This window comes from Pseudoduganella sp. GCM10020061 (assembly GCF_042683405.1).
In the GTDB taxonomy this organism is placed as follows: Bacteria; Pseudomonadota; Gammaproteobacteria; order Burkholderiales; family Burkholderiaceae_D; genus Telluria.
The window spans coordinates 115,647-133,891 of the sequence record NZ_JBHUJS010000014.1 but is presented as its reverse complement, the minus strand read 5'-3'; the positions used below and the strand labels follow the sequence as shown (position 1 = coordinate 133,891).

Genomic DNA, 18,245 nt, shown 5'->3' with positions numbered 1-18,245 from the left:
AATGAAATCCTCCGCGCACGTCGTTGCGATCGTGCGTAGCTCCAGAATTTCTTACATCGCGACGTCTTCGGAGAACCAAAGAATAGGTGAACCTAGAAGACTTTGATCTTTGCGAAGGATGTTAATGAAATTTATAAGTGTTGCAAGATTTTTCCTCGTCATCGCCACACTCTCGTTTTGCGGTGCCAATCTAGCGGGTAGCACGTCAGCTTACGCTGCCCCTCCCCATCAGTGCGAGCTCCGACTTTCATCATGGTGTATCGCTGAGGGCGCTTACGAGGTAACACGTAGACTAGCCGATGACTCGATCCACGATAGAGTCTGGATTCTCAAAGACAGATTCGAGCCTCATTCGAAACTACGGGTATTAGAGCCCTACGGATGCAAGACTGGCTATGCGGATACGCTTGAGCTGATCACATATTCTCGGAAAGCAAAATGGGAAAATACCGAATGGGCAAGTGCGCGTATTCGGATAAAAAAGGACGCGTCATGCGACTTGATACTTCTCTTCGAAAAAAATTCTGCACTCGACAGTTGGGCGCTCTTGGGCGGTCTGCAGCTGATTCGCCCTTGCCGGAATGAGCAGTGTGCGGGCCCAGCAGTATCGGACCTAAGACGCGATCTACTGGATCAACATCAACGAAAGCAGTCACGATCATCCCGAGCCAACGGAGAGAAATAGCGAAACTGCCCGAAAAGAGGAGTGCGCGGCAGTTGGAGCAACCCCGCGCAGGGACGTCAGACTAAATCCTCGCGTCCTGGATGATACCTACTCCTACGATCCGAACGCGAACGTCGCGTCGATTATCGGCGGCATCACGTCAGCGTGACGACCTGCACCCTGGGATACGATAACTTGGACCGATTATTGACGGTCAGCGCGCCCAACCTGTGGGGCAAGGCCACTTACGCGTACGACGCTCTCGATAACCTAACCTCCAGCAGCATCTCAGGCGGAGCAACCAACGACGGGCACGGCCAACAGGTCAGCGTGATTGGCACCGATGGAGTGAATCGAGTGCTCGTCTACGGGAACGACGGCAAGCTCCGCTACGCAGGAATAACCGGCATCACGGGCTCCAAATACATTTACCTGGGAAATCACTCGTCAACGGATCGGGTGCTGGCATCAAGGTCGCTAACCAAGCGACCACTGTCAAGCCAAACTCATGGATAAAGGAGGTCAAGATGATCCAAAGGCAGTTCAACGCGATAAGGCATCCAAATGAGCCAGGTCTTCACTAAAGCTGTCGCGGTCACTCTACTTTGCAGTGCTTGCTCTGCTACAGAAGGACAGGACTTACAGGTCGCGTTTGAAGGCGGCACGGCTACGGTAACTATCCGCGATGTACGCCCATTCAGCACACACGAAAACGCATCCAGTTTGATCATCCATGGCGATCTAACCATAAAGTCCAGTCCCGCTGGACTGAAGAACGCGAATCTGAGTTGCTTCTTGCTCCAAGAGGGCACCAAAGTGAGTACTGCTCCATATGTGGATAGCGTTGCTCACATCCTTACCAAACATTACCCAGCCGATGGTGACGGCGTTGTGAGAGCGCGTGTGTACTGGATAATATCGAAAGCCAACCGCAGAAGCTTAACGCTCGTCTTCGACCAGAACTTGAGCCCCTGTTCAGAAACGATAGTTCGTTAATCGGCTTCGCACGGCTTGAGGAAGACTGGGGGATTTACTCCACGTTCCCACAGCGCGCTGCTGCTCACGCCACGCGGATCAGCATCGCCACGGCCTCGGCGGCGATGCCCTCTTCCCGGCCGATGTAGCCCATCTTCTCGTTGGTCTTGGCCTTGATGTTGACCTGCTGCGGCGAGACGCCGATGTCCTCGGCGATGCGCGAGATCATCTGGGGGATGTGCGGCGCCATCTTCGGCTGCTGCGCGATGATGGTCGCGTCGATGTTCCCGATGGTGTAGCCGGTATTCAGCACGCGGTGCGCCACTTCGCGCAGCAGCGTGCGCGAATCGGCGCCCGCGAACATCGGGTCGGTATCCGGGAAGTGCTTGCCGATGTCGCCCAGCGCCGCGGCGCCGAGCAGCGCGTCGATCACGGCGTGCAGCAGCGCGTCCGCGTCCGAGTGGCCTTGCAGGCCGGTCTTGTGCGGGATGGTCACGCCGCCCAGCACGAGTTTGCGCCCTTCGACCAGCGCGTGACAGTCGTAACCGATGCCGATGCGGAACGGCGGGGTTGGATTATAGGATGCCAGTGCCATAGTCTTTCGTGTCTCTCTGTTCTCAAGTATCGGGTGATGCGAGGTACATCTCGGCGATGCGGATGTCGGCCGGCAGGGTCACCTTCAGGTTGCGGGGATGCCCTTCGACGAGCCGGGGCGACAGGCCCAGGGCTTCGACGGCGCTGGCGTCATCGGTGATGGCGGCAGCGTCATGGGCGGCGGCCAGCGCGTCGCTCAGCAGCCGGTAGCTGAACATCTGCGGGGTCTGCGCCAGCCACAGGCCGTCGCGGGGAACCGTCTGCACGCTGGCGCCCTGGCGCTTGACGGTGTCCACCACCGGCAGCGCGAGCAGGCCGCCCGCCGGGTCGTCTCCGACGGTGTCGATCAGCCGTTCGATCAGCTGCGCGGTCAGGCCGGGGCGCGCGGCGTCGTGCACCAGCACGCGGTCTTCGTCGCGCAGCTGGTCGCGGATGGCGGCGAGGCCATTGCGGATCGATTCCATGCGGGTAGCGCCGCCGCAGCGCAGCACGGTCACGCCGCCGGACGGCACGACGGCGTCGATGTAGCCGTCTGCCTCGCTGACCACCACAAAGGTGTGCGCGATCCTGTCGCACGAGAGGAAGGCGGCGATGGTCCGGCGCAGCATCGGCTGGCCGGCGATCTCCATGTACTGCTTGGGCGTGGACGCGCCCATCCTGCTGCCGACGCCGGCGGCGGGGATGAGGGCGACGTAACGCGGCTGCTGCTGTGTCATTGCTTGGTGTTCCTGCTGCTTGCTGGTCCGATAATAGACTGTACCGCACCTGCGCAAACTTTGCTGAGGCGCGAGTACTCCTCGTAGGAGTCGATGGCGGCGTGCACCGGCTCCACCTTCGTCAGTTCCGCCTTGATGTAGGGGATCCAGCGGGTGTCGATTTCGCGGCCCAGCATGGCGTTGGACTGGCCGCGCGGCGCGTACATGGGCTTGTCGCCAAAGCGCGCCGCGAGGGCCGCGCGCACGCTGCGGGCCACCTGTTCCATGTGGTCGGTGTACAGCTTCACGTGGCGCAACTCATGCGACAGCACTTCGCGGTACGGACAGGTGCCGGGACCGAACTCGCGCGAGATGTAGACCGTGATCGGGGAATACCAGAGGTTGACCACGATGTGCGGGGCGATGCATTCATAGTCGCTGTCGCGGTCGTGCAGGATCGAGCCGGTGGCGTCGATGGTCACGTGCGATTCCGTGCGCGTGAGTCCCAGCACGAAGCCGCGCTGGGCGCCCTGCTCCTTCAGCTGCGTCAGCTGGTGGAAGGACTTGGTGTTGTCGACCAGGTAGCCGGCCTGGCGCGCGACCAGCGTGGTGGTGGTCCTGGCAATGGTGTCCTCGCAGCGCGCCTGGAAAGGCGTGCGCGCTGCTTCCGCGGCCAGCGGCCAGCACAGCACGAGCAGCAGCGCCAGGACTCTCATGGGGTCAGGCCGGTTGCCAGGTCCCGGACACGATTTTCTCCAGCCAGAACAGGCCGATGATCGTTTTCACGTCGGTGATCTTGCCTGTCCTGACCATCTCCAGCAGTTCCGGCACGGTCGCGGTAAAGCATTCGAGGAACTCGCCTTCGTCCAGCTTGGGCGCGCCGGCGGTCAGGTCGCGCGCGAGAAAGAGCTCGAGTCGCTCGTCGGAGTACGCGATCGCATTGTGGATGGTGCAGACGTAAGTCCACTCCTTCGCGGTGTAGCCGGTCTCTTCCTCAAGCTCGCGCTTGGCGCAATCGAGGTCGGCTTCGCCCGGGTCGATCTTACCTGCCGGGAACTCGATGAATTCGCGCTGCATCGGATAGCGGAACTGGCGCTCCACCAGCACCCGGCCGTCGGCCAGCAGCGGCAGGATCACCACGGCGCCGGGATGGCGGATGAATTCACGGTGGGTTTGCTTGCCGTCAGGCAGTTCGATCAGGTCGCAGTCGACCTTGAGGAACTTGCCGTCATACACCGTCTCACCGCTAACGCGGCGCTCTTTCAATGACATACGCGCTCCAACAAAATGGGGACAGACCCCATTTTACATTTTACGGTCACGGAAAATGGGGTCTGTCCCCATTTCGAAAATGGGGTCTGTCCCCATTTCGGGGCGCGATTCAGGTGTGGTGGCGGCGGAGGTAGCGCAGGACGAAGCCGGGGAAGGCCAGCACCAGGAACAGGGGGACGGTGACGGCGTAGAATTCCCAGCCCTGTACGAAGGCGCCGCCAATGCTGGATTCGAGCAGGCGCGCGAGCAGGCCGACAACGATGTAGAGGGCAAGCAGTTCGAGCAGGCGCACCCACAGCGGCTTGTGGGGTGCGCCCTCTTCCGTCCTGCCTTTCAGGGCGATCACGCCGAACAGGCGCTCGTTCATGAAAGGCAGGTTGGCGGCGGCGACCGCGAGCGCGATCACCAGCCAGGCAGCCAGCGATACATCCATCAGGAGGCCAGCGTTGCGCTCATCGCGCGCAGGCAGGCTTCGAGCAGGAACGCTGGCACGATGCCGGCAACCAGGACGAAGATGCCGTTCAGGGACAGGGCGATGCGCATGTCGGCAGGCGCCGAGATGGCTGCGGTATCCACCGGCTCGTCGAAGTACATGACCTTGATGACGCGCAGGTAGTAGTAGGCGCCAACCAGCGAGAACAGGACGGCGGTAATCGCGAGCCACACGGCGCCGCTGGCGACGACGGCCTGCAGCACTGCGAACTTGGCGGTGAAGCCGATCATCGGCGGCACGCCGGCCAGCGAGAACAGCAGGATCGCCATCACGGCAGCGAACCATGGCGAACGCTTGGCCAGGCCCTTGAAGTCGTTCAGGTTTTCCGCTTCGAAGCCGTTACGCGCCAGCAGCATGATCAGGCCGAAGGTGCCCAGCGTGGTCAGCACGTAGGTGATCGAGTAGAACAGCGCCGAGGTGTAGGCGGTCGCCATGTTGGAGTGGTCGGCGCCGTTCACGCCGGCCAGCAGGCCAAGCAGCACGAAGCCCATCTGCGCGATGGTGGAATATGCCAGCATGCGCTTCAGGTTGGTCTGGGCGATCGCGGTGAAGTTGCCGATCGCGAGCGACATCACGGCCAGCACCAGCAGCATCTGCTGCCAGTCCACTGCCAGCGACGGCAGGCCTTCCACCAGCAGGCGCACGCAGATCGCGAACGAGGCCAGCTTCGGCGCGGCGCCCAGCAGCAGCGTGACGGCGGTCGGGGAACCCTGGTAGACGTCCGGCACCCACATGTGGAACGGGACCGCGCCCAGCTTGAACGCCAGGCCCGAGACCAGGAACACCAGGCCGAACACCATGATGGTGCTGTCGGCGGTGCCGGCGGCAGCGACTTTGGCCATGGTGCTGATGTCCAGCGTGCCGGTTGCGCCGTACAGCATCGAGATGCCGTACAGGAGGAAGCCGGATGCCAGCGCACCAAGGACGAAGTACTTCATCGCAGCTTCGGTCGACATGGCGTGGTCGCGGCGCATCGCCACCAGCGCGTACAGCGCGAGCGACATCAGTTCCAGGCCCAGGTACACGGAGAGCATGTTGTTGGCCGAGATCATGACCATCTGGCCGACCACGGAGAACAGCGCGAGCACGTAGAACTCGCCGCCCAGGTGGCCGCCGCCGGTCATGGCGCGGTCGGCCGCGTACTTGCGCGAGTAGATCAGGGTCAGCGCGGTCGCCAGGTAGGTGAACAGCTTGAGCAGGTTCGCCATCGGGTCGGAGACGAACATGTTCGACATCGTGTACACGGTGGTGCCGGCAGCGAAGTCGACGTACGAGATGAACGCGGCGCCCGCCAGCGCGAGCAGCGACATCACGTAGGTCAGGTGGCGCTTGGCGTCCGACAGGAACATGTCGATCAGCAGGATCGCGGAGGCCGCGACCACCATGAAGATCTCTGCGTACAGCGGGACAAGGTTAGGGGTATTCATGTAAGTCATTCGCTTATTGTGGAAGCTTGCCTGCAGCTACGTGCTGCAGCAGGTCGGCAACCGAAGTTTGCATCGTGTCCGTGAACGGCGCCGGGTACAGGCCCATGTACAGGGTGGCCAGTGCCAGCACGCCCAGCATGAAGAATTCGCGGCCGTTCAGGTCCGTCAGTTCGGCCACGTGCGCATTGCCCACCGCGCCGAAGATGACGCGCTTGACCATCCACAGCGAGTACGCCGCGCCCAGGATCAGGGCGGTGGCGGCCAGGATGCCGGTGACGAAGTTGAACTGCACCGAACCCAGGATGACCATGAATTCGCCGACGAAGCCGGAGGTCGCAGGCAGGCCCGCGTTGGCCATCGAGAACAGCACCATGAAGGCGGCGAAGCGCGGCATGGTGTTGATCACGCCGCCGTAGTCGGCGATCTGGCGCGAGTGCATGCGGTCGTACAGCACGCCGATGCACAGGAACATCGCACCCGACACGAAGCCGTGCGAGATCATCTGGACGATACCGCCCTGCACCGACATGTCGTTGAACATGAAGAAGCCCAGCGTGACAAAGCCCATGTGCGCGATCGACGAGTACGCGACCAGCTTTTTCATGTCCTTCTGGACCAGCGCGACCAGGCCGATGTAGACCACGGCGATCAGCGACAGCACGATGATCAGGCCGGCGTATTCCTTCGACGCGTCCGGGGTGATCGGCAGCGAGAACCGCAGGAAGCCGTACGCGCCCAGTTTCAGCATGATCGCGGCCAGCACGGCGGAGCCGCCGGTCGGCGCTTCCACGTGCACGTCCGGCAGCCAGGTGTGGACCGGGAACATCGGCACCTTGACCGCGAACGCGGCCAGGAAGGCGAAGAAGATCAGGGTCTGCTCGCCCATCGACAGCGGCAGTTGATGCCACTTGAGGATGTCGAACGAGCCGCCGGCGGCGTTGTACAGGTAGATGATCGCGACCAGCGTCAGCAGCGAGCCGAAGAAGGTGTAGAGGAAGAACTTGAACGACGCGTACACGCGGTTCTCGCCGCCCCAGATGCCGATGATGATGTACATCGGGATCAGGGTCGCTTCAAAGAAGAAGTAGAACAGCAGGCCGTCGGTCGCGGTGAACACGCCGATCATCAGGCCGGACAGGATCAGGAAGGCGGCCATGTACTGCGACACGCGTTCCTGGATCACTTCCCAGGCCGAGATCACGACGATGATGGTGATGAAGGCGGTCAGCGGCACGAACCACAGCGACAGGCCGTCCACGCCGAGCGCGTACATGATGTTGAAGCGGCCGATCCACGGGGTCAGCTCGACGAACTGCATGCCGTGCGCGGCGTTGTCGAAGTGCTGGATCAGCGGGATGGTCGGCAGCAGGCTGACGATCGCGCCCACCAGTGCGAGCCAGCGCACCAGGCCCTTGTTCGACTCGCGGCCGATCGCCAGCAGCAGCACGCCGAAGACGATCGGCAGCCAGATGGCAAGGCTCAGGTACGGAGGAAATGTAGATTGCATCATGGTTTCTTATTTCTTTGCGAACGTCGTTAAGCCTGCCAGAACGGGAAGTACTTCACGAGGAAGAACAGCACGCCGAGGATCATCACAAATGCATAGTGGTAGATGTAGCCGGACTGCAGGTGGCGCACGATGCCGGCGATCCAGCCAACCAGCTTCGCGCTGCCGTTGACGACCAGGCCGTCGATCAGGTTGCGGTCGCCCACGTTCCACAGGCCGCCACCCAGCACGCGCGCGCCGCCGGCGAACACCTTCTGGTTGAACGCGTCCATGTAGTACTTGTTGTCCAGCAGCGTGTGGATGCCCTTGAACTTGGCGTAGAACCAGGCCGGCACACGCGGATTGACCATGTAGCAGTAGTAGGCCGCGGCGACGCCGCCCAGCGCGAGCCAGAACGGTGCGGTCATCAGGCCGTGGGTTGCCATGGCCATCGGGCCGTGGAACATCGCCTTCAGTTCGGCCATCGCAGGATGGTTCGAAGCGACCGTGATCACGCCGTCGAAGAACGAGCCGTGCAGCATCGGGCCGATGGTCAGGTAGCCGATGATGACCGACGGGATCGCCAGCAGGATCAGCGGCAGGGTCACGACCAGCGGCGACTCATGCGGCTTCTCGCCCGGCGCCAGGCCGTGGTGGTGGTCGTGCGAACCTTCGTCTTCTTCATGGTGCGCGTCGGAGTCGTGGCCTTCGCTGTGGTGGTGCGGCTTGCCGAAGCGCTCTTCGCCGTGGAACACCAGGAAGTACATGCGGAACGAGTAGAACGCGGTCACGAACACGCCGGCCAGCACCGCAAAGTACGCGAAGCCTGCGCCCGGCACGTTGGCGGCGTGGGTCGCCTCGATGATCGAATCCTTCGAGTAGAAGCCCGAGAACAGCGGGGTGCCGATCAGCGCCAGGGAACCCAGCAGCGAGGTGATCCAGGTGATCGGCATGTACTTGCGCAGGCCGCCCATGTTGCGGATGTCCTGGTCGTGGTGCATGCCGATGATGACCGAGCCGGCGCCGAGGAACAGCAGCGCCTTGAAGAACGCGTGCGTCATGAGGTGGAACACGGCGACCGAGTAGGCCGAGGCGCCCAGCGCCACGGTCATGTAGCCCAGCTGCGACAGCGTGGAGTACGCGACCACGCGCTTGATGTCGTTCTGGATGATGCCCAGGAAGCCCATGAACAGCGCGGTGATGGCGCCGATCACGATGACGAAGGACAGCGCGGCGTCGGACATCTCGAACAGCGGCGACATGCGCGCCACCATGAAGATGCCGGCGGTGACCATGGTCGCCGCGTGGATCAGTGCCGAAATCGGGGTCGGGCCTTCCATTGAGTCTGGCAGCCAGACGTGCAGCGGGAACTGGGCCGACTTGCCCATCGCGCCGATGAACAGGCAGATGCAGGCGACCGACATCACCATCCAGGTGGTGCCCGGCAGCGTGGCGTTGGCCAGCGCGTCCTTGGCGGCGAACACTTCCTGGTAGTTCATCGAGCCGGTATAGGCCAGCACCAGGCCGATGCCCAGGATGAAGCCGAAGTCGCCGACGCGGTTGACCAGGAATGCCTTCATGTTGGCGAAGATCGCGGTTGGGCGCGTGTACCAGAAGCCGATCAGCAGGTACGAGACCAGGCCCACCGCTTCCCAGCCGAAGAACAGCTGCAGGAAGTTGTTGGCCATGACCAGCATCAGCATCGCGAACGTGAACAGCGAGATGTACGCGAAGAAGCGGTTGTAGCCTTCGTCTTCGGCCATGTAGCCGATCGTGTAGATGTGGACCATCAGCGACACGAAGGTGACCACGCACATCATCATCGCCGACAGCGAGTCGATCTGGAAGCCGACTTCCAGCGGCATGCCTGCCACCGTCATCCAGTTATAGATGGTGCCGTTGAAGGACGCGCCATCGAGCACCGCCAGCAGCGTGTGCAGCGACAGGCCGAATGCGACCAGCACGCCGAGGATGGTGGCGACCGTGGCCACCTTGCGCCCGACGACGTTACCGAAGAAGCGTGTACCAAGCAGGCCCGCCACCATGGAGCCCGCGAGGGGCGCCAGGGGAACTGCGAGCAGGAGGTGTGGGTTGAGGATTTGCCCCGCCATGTTAAACCTTAGTCTTTATAGTTCGAGGATGAATCAGCCCTTGAGGCTGTCCAGGTCTTCCACATTGATCGTGTCCAGGTTGCGGAACAGGACCACCAGGATCGCAAGGCCGATCGCCGATTCGGCGGCCGCCACGGTCAGGATGAAGAAAACGAAGATCTGCCCCGCCGCGTCGCCCAGGTAGTGGGAGAACGCGATGAAGTTCATGTTCACCGCCAGCAGCATGAGCTCGATGGCCATCAGCAGGATGATGACGTTTTTCCGGTTCAGGAAAATGCCCACGATCGAAACCGCGAACAGGATGGCGCCCAGAACCAGGTAGTGGGCCAGCGATAAAGTCATGGTGCCTCCTTAGGCTCGACAACGGCAGGCGCTTCCACGACTGCATCCATCTTCACGATGCGCAGGCGGTCGTTGCGCTTGACGCGCACGGCCATGCCCGGATCGTAGTGCTTGGTGTCCTTGCGCTTGCGCAGTGTCAGCGCCACGGCGGCGATGATCGCCACCAGCAGGACCACGGCGGCGATCTCGAAGCCGTAGATGTACTGGGTGTAGATCAGCAGGCCAAGTTCCTTGGTGCCGCCGATGTGGTAGGCCTGGGACAGGGGCGCTGCATTGAAGTTGCCGAACGAGTGGAACAGCACCGCTGCCATCTCGATGACGATCAGGCCGCCGACGACCGCGGCCACCGGCAGGTACTTCCAGAACCCGGCGCGCATCTTGTCGAGGTTAATGTCGAGCATCATGACGACGAACAGGAACAGCACCATCACGGCGCCGACGTACACCAGCACCAGGACGATCGCCAGGAACTCGGCGCGCAGCAGCAGCCACAGGCCGGCCGCGTTGAAGAAGGTCAGCACCAGGAACAGTGCCGCATGCACCGGGTTGCGGGCCGTGATCACGCCGATCGAGGCGAAGATCATGATGACCGCGAACGCGTAGAACAAAACGTTAGTGAATTCCATTACTTCCCCAATCAACGGTACTTCGCGTCTGCCGCGCGGTCGGCTGCGATCTGGGCTTCGTAGCGGTCGCCCACTGCCAGCAGCATCTCTTTGGTGTAGTACAGGTCACCGCGCTTTTCGCCGTGGTACTCGAGCGTGTTGGTCTCGACGATCGAATCGACCGGGCAGGACTCTTCGCAGAAGCCGCAGAAGATGCACTTGGTCAGGTCGATGTCGTAGCGCGTGGTGCGGCGCGAGCCGTCGTCACGCTGCTCGGACTCGATGGTGATCGCCATCGCCGGGCACACCGCTTCGCACAGCTTGCAGGCGATGCAGCGCTCTTCCCCGTTCGGGTAGCGGCGCAGCGCGTGCAGGCCGCGGAAGCGCGGCGACAGCGGCGTTTTCTCTTCCGGGAACTGCACCGTGATCTTGCGGGCGAACATATAGCGGCCGGTCAGGGCCATGCCCTTGAACAGCTCGGTCAACAGCAGGCTGTTGAAAAAATCTTTTACCTTGGTCATTTCAATCGCCTCTTAATCCCAAATATTCCACGGGGTCTGCATCCACGTAGCGACGAACACCAGGTAGAACAGGGTCAGTGGAATGAATACTTTCCAGCCCAGGCGCATGATCTGGTCATAGCGGTAGCGCGGGAAGGTGGCGCGGGTCCAGATGAACAGCGACACGATCAGGAAGGTCTTCAGGAACAGCCAGAAGAACCCGCCGAAGCCGCCGCCGAATTCCAGCACCGCCAGCGGAGCGCTCCAGCCGCCGAGGAACATCACCGAACCGAGCACGCCGATCAGGATCATGTTCGCGTATTCGGCCAGGAAGAACATCGCGTAGGACATGCCCGCGTATTCCACCATGTGGCCGCCGACGATCTCGGACTCGCCTTCCACCACGTCGAACGGGTGGCGGTTGCACTCTGCCAGGCCGGCGATCAGGTACACGACGAAGATCGGCAGCAGCGGCAGCCAGTTCCAGGACAGGAAGTTCAGGCCCATCTCGGCCATGCGGCCGGTCTGCTGCTGCTGGGCGATGTCGATGAAGTTCAGCGAACCGGACACCATCAGCACGACCACCAGCGCAAAGCCCATCGCGATCTCGTACGAGACCATCTGCGCCGAGGCGCGCATCGCGCCCATGAACGAGTACTTCGAGTTCGAGGACCAGCCGGCGATGATGATGCCGTACACCTCCATCGAGGTGATCGCGAGCAGCAGCAGCACGCCTGCATTGACGTTGGCCAGCACCGCCTCCGGACCGAACGGCACCACCGACCAGGCGGCCAGCGCCGGCATGATGGTCATGATCGGGCCGATCAGGAACAGGGTCTTGTTGGCGCGCGCCGGGAGGATGATCTCCTTGAACAGCAGCTTGAGCGCGTCGGCGATCGGCTGCAGGATGCCGTTGAAGCCCACGCGGTTCGGGCCGATACGGATCTGGATCCAGCCGAGCAGCTTGCGCTCCCACAGGGTCAGGTACGCAACCAGCAGCATCAGCGGCGCGGTCACGGCCACGATCTTCATCATGGTCCAGACCAGCGGCGCGGCGCCGCCGGTGTAGTCGACGACCAGGCCGTGCAGGTTGGTCACGAATTCAGGATAAGCCATCAGACACCCTCCCCTGCTTTTTCAACTTGTACGGCACCGAACATCGCGCCCAGGGTGGCGGTGGATTCGTGTGCGGCAGGCACGCGCACTGCGTTCGCAGGCAGCGTGGCGTCGACCGCGGCTTCCAGGACGGTCCAGCCGGAACCCTGGCTGACCTTGACCTTGTCGCCCGCGTTCACGCCCAGTTGCGAGGCCAGCGCGGCGGACAGGGTTGCCTTCGGCGGCTGCCCGTCGGCCGTGCGCAGCAGCGGCTCGGAGCGGCGCGCGATCGCGTCGGCGAAGTAGATCGGCACGTCGGCGATACGCTCGACCGAACCGGACGTGCCCCATGGGGAAGCCTTCAGCGCGGCGTTGCCGATGTTGGACAGGCGGCCCGACAGGTTGGTCACGCCCGCGCCCAGCACTTCGTCGCGGATCGCTTCCGAGGTTTCGTAGTCGAAGCCCGGGATTTCCATCAGGTTGCCCAGCACGCGCAGCACCTTCCAGGCCGGACGGGCGTCGCCCAGCGGCTTGACGGTGCCGTTGAAGCTCTGCGCGCGGCCTTCGCAGTTGACGAAGGTGCCCGAGGTTTCCGAGAACGGCGAGACCGGCAGCAGCACGTCGGCGTAGTCGAAGCCGTGCTTGAAGGCGGACATGGCGACGACCATGTCGGCGCCGGCCAGCGCTTGCGCAGCCTGCTGCGGATTGGCAGCGTCCAGCAGCGGTTCGGCGTTCAGCAGCACGTATGCCTTCTTCGGGGCGGCGAAGGCCGCCTCGTTCGAGGTGGCGCCGGCCAGGTAGCCGCCGACGGTGTTGGCAGCTTCGGTCAGGTAGCCGAATTTCGCGCCGGTCTGCTGCGCGATCCACTGCGCTGCGGCCGCGATCGCGGAGAAATCAGGATGGTGCGTGACCGCGTTGCCCAGCAGGACAGCGCCGCCTTCGGCCGAGAAGGTGGCAGCGATCGCCTTGGCGGCATCGGATGCCTGGCCGTCGAAGCCGGCCGGCTTGGCGACGCCCTTGGCGTCGGCGACGGCAACCACGATCTCGGACAGCGCAGCCAGCCAGTCGGACGGCGCTGCGATCATCTTGGCGGCCACCGGCATCAGCAGGTTTTCGTCGGTGCTGTGCAGGACCGACAGCTGGGCGCCGGCCTTGACGGCGGCGCGGATGCGGGTCGACAGCAGCGGATGGTCCTTGCGCAGGAACGAGCCGATGATGAAGGCGCTCTTGAGCGTGGAGACTTCCGCGATCGGCATGCCCAGCCATGGCGTGACGGCGCCGTCCAGCGCGAAGTCGCTCTGGCGCAGGCGGAAGTCGACGCTATTGGTGCCGATCCCGCGTGCCAGCTTGCCCAGCAGGTGCAGCTCTTCCAGCGTCGAGTGCGCGGTGCCGTAGGCGGCGATCGCGTTGGCGCCGTGCTCGTGGCGGATGTTGCGCAGGCCGTGCGCGACGTATTCCAGCGCGGTCTGCCAGTCGGTTTCCTTCCACTCGCCGCCCTGCTTGAGCATCGGGCGGGTCAGGCGGTCGGCGGTCGACAGGGCTTCGTACGAGAAGCGGTCCTTGTCCGAGATCCAGCATTCGTTGATCTCTTCGTTCTCCAGCGGGAGCACGCGCATCACGTGGCCGCCCTTGACCTGGACGATCAGGTTCGAGCCGAGCGAATCGTGCGGCGACACCGACTTGCGGCGCGACAGTTCCCACGAACGCGCGGTGTAGCGGAACGGCTTGGAGGTCAGCGCGCCGACCGGGCACAGGTCGATCATGTTGCCCGACACTTCCGAGTCGACGGTCTTGCCGACGAAGGTGGTGATCTCCGAGTGCTCGCCGCGGCCGACCATGCCGAACTCCATCACGCCGGCCACTTCCTGGCCGAAGCGCACGCAGCGGGTGCACTGGATGCAGCGGCTCATCTCTTCCATCGAGATCAGCGGACCCGCGTCCTTTGGCGCCACCACGCGCTTTTCTTCTTCGTAGCGCGAACCGCTGTTGCCGTAGCCGACCGCGAGGTCCTGCAGCTGGCATTCGCCGGCCTGGTCGCAGATCGGGCAGTCGAGCGGGTGATTAATCAGCAGGAATTCCATCACCGAGCGCTGCGCCTGCACCGCCTTGTCGCTGGCGGTGCGCACGATCATGCCGGCCGAGACCGGGGTCGCGCAGGCCGGCAGCGGCTTGGGCGCCTTCTCGACTTCGACGAGGCACATGCGGCAGTTGGCCGCGATCGACAGCTTCTTGTGGTAGCAGAAGTGCGGGATGTAAGTTCCGATCTTGTTGGCCGCGTCCATCAGCATGGAGCCGGGAGCGACTTCGACCTTCTTACCGTCAATTTCAATTTCAACCATGAGATTTCTCTGGCTTCTTAAATGTATGCGGGCACGAGGCAGTGCTTGTGCTCGATGTGGTATGCGAATTCGTCGCGGAAGTTCTTGATCATGGCGCGCACAGGCATCGCGGCGGCATCGCCCAGCGCGCAGATGGTGCGGCCCTGGATGTTGTCGGCGATCGAGTTGAGCATGTCGAGGTCTTCCGGGCGGCCCTGGCCGTGTTCGATGCGGTGGACCATGCGGTACATCCAGCCGGTGCCTTCACGGCACGGGGTGCACTGGCCGCACGATTCCTCGTAATAGAAGTACGACAGGCGCAGCAGCGACTTGACCATGCAGCGCGTTTCGTCCATCACGATCACGGCGCCGGAACCGAGCATGGAGCCGGCCTTGGCGATCGAGTCGTAATCGAGGTCGGTTTCCATCATCAGGTCGCCGCGCACCACCGGTGCGGACGAGCCGCCAGGGATGACTGCCTTGATCTTTTTACCGCCGCGCATGCCGCCGGCCAGTTCCATCAGGGTCGCGAACGGCGTGCCAAGCGGGACTTCGTAGTTGCCCGGACGCTCGACGTCGCCCGAGATCGAGAAGATCTTGGTGCCGCCGTTGTTCGGCTTGCCCAGGCCGGCGTAGGCTTCGCCGCCCATGTTCATGATGAACGGGACCGCCGCGAAGGTCTCGGTGTTGTTGATGGTGGTTGGCTTGCCATACAGGCCGAACGACGCCGGGAACGGCGGCTTGAAGCGCGGCTGGCCCTTTTTGCCTTCCAGCGATTCGAGCAGCGCGGTCTCTTCGCCGCAGATGTAGGCGCCGTAGCCGTGGTGCGCGTGCAGCTGGAACGAGAAATCGCTGCCCATGATGCGCTCGCCCAGGAAGCCTTCCTTGCGCGCCTCTTCCAGCGCTTCCTCGAAGCGCAGGTAGTCCGCGAAGATCTCGCCGTGGATGTAGTTGTAGCCCACCGTGATGCCCATCGCGTACGCGCCGATGGCCATGCCCTCGATCAGCGAGTGCGGGTTGTAGCGGATGATGTCGCGGTCCTTGAACGTGCCCGGCTCGCCTTCGTCGGTATTGCAGACGAGGTACTTCTGGCCCGGGTACTGGCGCGGCATGAACGACCATTTCAGGCCGGTCGGGAAGCCCGCGCCGCCGCGGCCGCGCAGCGACGATGCCTTCAGCTCGGCGATCACCTGTTCAGGGGTGATCTTCTCTTCGAGGATGCGGCGCAGCGCCGAATAGCCGCCACGCTTGACGTAGTCGGCCAGGTGCCAGTTCTGGCCATCGAGGCCAGCCAGGATCAGGGGTTTGATGTGACGGTCGTGCAGGGAAGTCATTTCTTCAGCTCCTCCACCAGCGCGTCGATTTTCTGTTCATTCATGAAGCTGCACATGCGCTTGTTATTGACCAGCAGGACCGGTGCGTCGCCGCAGGCGCCCATGCATTCGCCTTCGACCAGCGTGAACTGGCCGTCTTCGGTGGTGCCGCGGTAGCCCACGCCCAGCTTGTCCTGCAGGTACTGGCCCATGCGTTCGCCGCCGGACAGTGCGCACGGCAGGTTGGTGCAGACGGTGATCTTCTGCTTGCCCACCGGCTTGATGTTGTACATGTTGTAGAAGGTCGCGACTTCCTGCACCGCGATCGCCGGCATGCCGATGTAGTCGGCGATGTCCTGCATCGTTTCCGGCGCCAGCCAGCCCTTCTCGTCCTGCGCGATGGCCAGCGCGGCCATCACTGCGGACTGCCGCTGGTCGGCCGGGTACTTGGCCAGCTCGCGGTCGATTCGTTTGTATGCTTCTTGGGATAACAACATGATGTGCCTTTAACGGTCGATCTCGCCGAAAACGATGTCCTGGGTGCCGATGATGGTCACGGCGTCCGCGATCATGTGGCCGCGCGCCATTTCGTCCAGGCTTTGCAGGTGCGCGAAGCCCGGTGCGCGGATCTTCAGGCGGTATGGCTTGTTGGCGCCGTCCGACACGATGTAGATGCCGAATTCGCCCTTCGGATGCTCCACCGCGCTGTACGCTTCGCCCGGCGGCACGTGCATGCCTTCGGTGAACAGCTTGAAGTGGTGGATCAGCGATTCCATATTGGTCTTCATGTCCACGCGCGACGGCGGAGCGACCTTGTTATTGCTGGTCATGACCGGGCCCGGATTCACGCGCAGCCAGTCGATGCACTGCTTGATGATGCGGTTGGACTGGCGCATCTCTTCGATGCGCACCAGGTAGCGGTCATACGAGTCGCCGTTGGTGCCGACCGGGACGTCGAAGTCCATCCTGTCGTACACCGCGTACGGCTGGGTCTTGCGCAGGTCCCAGGCGATGCCCGAGCCGCGCAGCATGGCGCCGGTGAAGCCCATCGCTTTCGCGTCTTCCGGAGACACCACGCCGATGCCGACGGTACGCTGCTTCCAGATGCGGTTGTCGGTCAGGAGCGTCTCGTACTCGTCGACGTAGCCGACGAAGCGCTTGCTGAAGTCTTCCAGGAAGTCGAGCAGCGAACCCTGGCGGTTCTCGTTGCGCTGCGCCAGTTCCTTCTCGTTGCGGATCAGCGATGCGCGGTACTGCGGCATCGAGTCCGGCAGGTCGCGGTACACGCCGCCCGGGCGGTAGTAGGCCGCGTGCATGCGCGCGCCCGATACGGCCTCGTAGGCGTCGAACAGGTCTTCGCGGTCGCGGAACGCGTACAGGAACGGGCCCATCGCGCCGACGTCGAGCGCGTGCGCGCCCAGCCACATCAGGTGGTTCAGCAGGCGCGTGATCTCGTCGAACATGACGCGGATGTACAGCGCGCGCTCAGGCACTTCCACGCCGAGCAGCTTCTCGATCGCCATCACGTACGCGTGCTCGTTGGACATCATCGACACGTAGTCGAGGCGGTCCATGTACGGCACCGATTGCAGGTAGGTGCGGGTTTCCGCCAGCTTCTCGGTCGCGCGGTGCAGCAGGCCGATGTGCGGGTCGGCGCGCTGGATCACTTCGCCGTCCAGCTCCAGCACCAGGCGCAGCACGCCGTGCGCTGCCGGGTGCTGCGGACCGAAGTTCAGGGTGTAGTTCTTAATCTCAGCCATTATTTCGTCCCGTAGGTTTCTTCGCGGATCACGCGCGGGATGATCTCGCGCGGTTCGATCGTGACGGGTTGGTAGATCACGCGGGCCTGCTCGGGGTCGTAGCGCATTTCGACGTAGCCCGAGACCGGGAAGTCCTTGCGGAACGGATGGCCGATGAAGCCGTAGTCGGTCAGGATGCGGCGCAGGTCGTTGTGGCCTTCGAACAGGATGCCGAACAGGTCGAACGCTTCACGCTCGTACCAGTTGGCGGCACGCCAGATGCCGGTCACCGATGGCACCAGCGGCATCTCGTCGTCCGGGGCGAACACGCGCACGCGCACGCGCCAGTTCTTTTCGATCGACAGCAGGTGGGTGACGGCCGCGAAGCGCGGGCCTTCCCAGGTGCCTTCGCCGTAGGTCGAGTAGTCCACGCCGCACAGGTCGATCAGCTCGTCGAAACGCAGGGTCGCGTCGTCGCGCAGCGTTTGCATGACGTTCAGGTAGTCGGCGGCCTTCACGACGATCGTCACTTCGCCGAGCGCGGTCGTCATCGCGATGCGCTCGCCGAATGCCGCGGCCAGCGCGGCTTCGAGGTTTTGGATTTTTGCGGTCATGA

Annotated in this window: 17 protein-coding genes; all 17 read right to left on the bottom strand. The window is 63.1% G+C overall.

All coding sequences use genetic code 11. The features are described 5' to 3' along the window. Nucleotides 1–1,724: 1,724 nt before the first annotated feature. Nucleotides 1,725–2,234 (bottom strand): 2-C-methyl-D-erythritol 2,4-cyclodiphosphate synthase, encoded by a 510-nt coding sequence (ispF, locus tag ACFSQR_RS17110; protein ID WP_377731217.1) that lies wholly within the window; start codon nucleotides 2,232–2,234, stop codon nucleotides 1,725–1,727. Between the two features lie 22 nt (nucleotides 2,235–2,256). Beyond that, nucleotides 2,257–2,949 (bottom strand): 2-C-methyl-D-erythritol 4-phosphate cytidylyltransferase, encoded by a 693-nt coding sequence (gene ispD, locus ACFSQR_RS17105; protein ID WP_377731216.1) that lies wholly within the window; start codon nucleotides 2,947–2,949, stop codon nucleotides 2,257–2,259. Further along, on the bottom strand, nucleotides 2,946–3,644 hold the full coding sequence (locus ACFSQR_RS17100; RefSeq protein ID WP_377731215.1) for a hypothetical protein: 699 nt from the start codon (nucleotides 3,642–3,644) through the stop codon (nucleotides 2,946–2,948). The genes ispD and ACFSQR_RS17100 overlap by 4 nt, the downstream gene beginning before the upstream one ends. A 4-nt stretch (nucleotides 3,645–3,648) precedes the next feature. Beyond that, nucleotides 3,649–4,200, bottom strand: coding sequence for an NUDIX domain-containing protein (locus ACFSQR_RS17095; RefSeq protein ID WP_377731213.1), 552 nt, complete (start codon nucleotides 4,198–4,200; stop codon nucleotides 3,649–3,651). A 109-nt stretch (nucleotides 4,201–4,309) separates the two neighbouring features. Then, nucleotides 4,310–4,633, bottom strand: a complete 324-nt coding sequence (locus ACFSQR_RS17090) for a DUF2818 family protein (RefSeq protein WP_377731212.1) — start codon at nucleotides 4,631–4,633, stop codon at nucleotides 4,310–4,312. Further along, nucleotides 4,633–6,120, bottom strand: coding sequence for an NADH-quinone oxidoreductase subunit NuoN (gene nuoN, locus ACFSQR_RS17085; protein ID WP_377731211.1), 1,488 nt, complete (start codon nucleotides 6,118–6,120; stop codon nucleotides 4,633–4,635). The genes ACFSQR_RS17090 and nuoN overlap by 1 nt, the downstream gene beginning before the upstream one ends. Nucleotides 6,121–6,133: 13 nt before the next feature. After that, nucleotides 6,134–7,630 (bottom strand): NADH-quinone oxidoreductase subunit M, encoded by a 1,497-nt coding sequence (locus ACFSQR_RS17080; protein WP_377731209.1) that lies wholly within the window; start codon nucleotides 7,628–7,630, stop codon nucleotides 6,134–6,136. A gap of 26 nt (nucleotides 7,631–7,656) precedes the next feature. Further along, nucleotides 7,657–9,717: an NADH-quinone oxidoreductase subunit L gene (gene nuoL, locus ACFSQR_RS17075; protein ID WP_377731207.1), complete on the bottom strand. Its 2,061-nt coding sequence runs from the start codon at nucleotides 9,715–9,717 to the stop codon at nucleotides 7,657–7,659. Nucleotides 9,718–9,750: 33 nt separating this feature from the next. Beyond that, nucleotides 9,751–10,059, bottom strand: coding sequence for an NADH-quinone oxidoreductase subunit NuoK (nuoK, locus tag ACFSQR_RS17070; RefSeq protein WP_377731206.1), 309 nt, complete (start codon nucleotides 10,057–10,059; stop codon nucleotides 9,751–9,753). Beyond that, the gene (locus ACFSQR_RS17065; RefSeq protein WP_377731205.1) at nucleotides 10,056–10,685 is read right to left on the bottom strand and encodes an NADH-quinone oxidoreductase subunit J; all 630 of its coding nucleotides are present in this window, start codon (nucleotides 10,683–10,685) and stop codon (nucleotides 10,056–10,058) included. The genes nuoK and ACFSQR_RS17065 overlap by 4 nt, the downstream gene beginning before the upstream one ends. 11 nt (nucleotides 10,686–10,696) lie before the next feature. Beyond that, complete coding sequence (gene nuoI / locus ACFSQR_RS17060) at nucleotides 10,697–11,185, bottom strand: NADH-quinone oxidoreductase subunit NuoI (protein ID WP_377731204.1); 489 nt, start codon at nucleotides 11,183–11,185, stop codon at nucleotides 10,697–10,699. A 12-nt stretch (nucleotides 11,186–11,197) separates the two neighbouring features. Continuing rightward, nucleotides 11,198–12,280 (bottom strand): NADH-quinone oxidoreductase subunit NuoH, encoded by a 1,083-nt coding sequence (gene nuoH / locus ACFSQR_RS17055; protein WP_377731203.1) that lies wholly within the window; start codon nucleotides 12,278–12,280, stop codon nucleotides 11,198–11,200. Beyond that, nucleotides 12,280–14,598: an NADH-quinone oxidoreductase subunit NuoG gene (nuoG, locus tag ACFSQR_RS17050; RefSeq protein WP_377731202.1), complete on the bottom strand. Its 2,319-nt coding sequence runs from the start codon at nucleotides 14,596–14,598 to the stop codon at nucleotides 12,280–12,282. Before nuoG ends, nuoH begins: the two co-directional genes overlap by 1 nt. Before the next feature lie 17 nt (nucleotides 14,599–14,615). Next, nucleotides 14,616–15,911, bottom strand: a complete 1,296-nt coding sequence (gene nuoF, locus ACFSQR_RS17045) for an NADH-quinone oxidoreductase subunit NuoF (RefSeq protein WP_377731200.1) — start codon at nucleotides 15,909–15,911, stop codon at nucleotides 14,616–14,618. Next, the gene (gene nuoE / locus ACFSQR_RS17040; RefSeq protein ID WP_377731198.1) at nucleotides 15,908–16,387 is read right to left on the bottom strand and encodes an NADH-quinone oxidoreductase subunit NuoE; all 480 of its coding nucleotides are present in this window, start codon (nucleotides 16,385–16,387) and stop codon (nucleotides 15,908–15,910) included. The genes nuoF and nuoE overlap by 4 nt, the downstream gene beginning before the upstream one ends. 9 nt (nucleotides 16,388–16,396) lie before the next feature. Then, nucleotides 16,397–17,650 carry an NADH-quinone oxidoreductase subunit D gene (locus ACFSQR_RS17035; protein WP_377731196.1) on the bottom strand — a complete coding sequence of 418 codons (1,254 nt, stop codon included), beginning with the start codon at nucleotides 17,648–17,650 and terminating at the stop codon, nucleotides 16,397–16,399. After that, nucleotides 17,650–18,243, bottom strand: a complete 594-nt coding sequence (locus ACFSQR_RS17030) for an NADH-quinone oxidoreductase subunit C (RefSeq protein WP_377731195.1) — start codon at nucleotides 18,241–18,243, stop codon at nucleotides 17,650–17,652. The genes ACFSQR_RS17035 and ACFSQR_RS17030 overlap by 1 nt, the downstream gene beginning before the upstream one ends. Nucleotides 18,244–18,245 lie beyond the last annotated feature (2 nt).

Bases quoted from the DNA above. Each gene is read 5' to 3' on its own strand.
- ispF (WP_377731217.1), bottom strand. From the start codon at position 2,234: ATGGCACTGGCATCCTATAATCCAACCCCGCCGTTCCGCATCGGCATC.
- ispD (WP_377731216.1), bottom strand. From the start codon at position 2,949: ATGACACAGCAGCAGCCGCGTTACGTCGCCCTCATCCCCGCCGCCGGC.
- ACFSQR_RS17100 (WP_377731215.1), bottom strand. From the start codon at position 3,644: ATGAGAGTCCTGGCGCTGCTGCTCGTGCTGTGCTGGCCGCTGGCCGCG.
- ACFSQR_RS17095 (WP_377731213.1), bottom strand. From the start codon at position 4,200: ATGTCATTGAAAGAGCGCCGCGTTAGCGGTGAGACGGTGTATGACGGC.
- ACFSQR_RS17090 (WP_377731212.1), bottom strand. From the start codon at position 4,633: ATGGATGTATCGCTGGCTGCCTGGCTGGTGATCGCGCTCGCGGTCGCC.
- nuoN (WP_377731211.1), bottom strand. From the start codon at position 6,120: ATGAATACCCCTAACCTTGTCCCGCTGTACGCAGAGATCTTCATGGTG.
- ACFSQR_RS17080 (WP_377731209.1), bottom strand. From the start codon at position 7,630: ATGATGCAATCTACATTTCCTCCGTACCTGAGCCTTGCCATCTGGCTG.
- nuoL (WP_377731207.1), bottom strand. From the start codon at position 9,717: ATGGCGGGGCAAATCCTCAACCCACACCTCCTGCTCGCAGTTCCCCTG.
- nuoK (WP_377731206.1), bottom strand. From the start codon at position 10,059: ATGACTTTATCGCTGGCCCACTACCTGGTTCTGGGCGCCATCCTGTTC.
- ACFSQR_RS17065 (WP_377731205.1), bottom strand. From the start codon at position 10,685: ATGGAATTCACTAACGTTTTGTTCTACGCGTTCGCGGTCATCATGATC.
- nuoI (WP_377731204.1), bottom strand. From the start codon at position 11,185: ATGACCAAGGTAAAAGATTTTTTCAACAGCCTGCTGTTGACCGAGCTG.
- nuoH (WP_377731203.1), bottom strand. From the start codon at position 12,280: ATGGCTTATCCTGAATTCGTGACCAACCTGCACGGCCTGGTCGTCGAC.
- nuoG (WP_377731202.1), bottom strand. From the start codon at position 14,598: ATGGTTGAAATTGAAATTGACGGTAAGAAGGTCGAAGTCGCTCCCGGC.
- nuoF (WP_377731200.1), bottom strand. From the start codon at position 15,911: ATGACTTCCCTGCACGACCGTCACATCAAACCCCTGATCCTGGCTGGC.
- nuoE (WP_377731198.1), bottom strand. From the start codon at position 16,387: ATGTTGTTATCCCAAGAAGCATACAAACGAATCGACCGCGAGCTGGCC.
- ACFSQR_RS17035 (WP_377731196.1), bottom strand. From the start codon at position 17,650: ATGGCTGAGATTAAGAACTACACCCTGAACTTCGGTCCGCAGCACCCG.
- ACFSQR_RS17030 (WP_377731195.1), bottom strand. From the start codon at position 18,243: ATGACCGCAAAAATCCAAAACCTCGAAGCCGCGCTGGCCGCGGCATTC.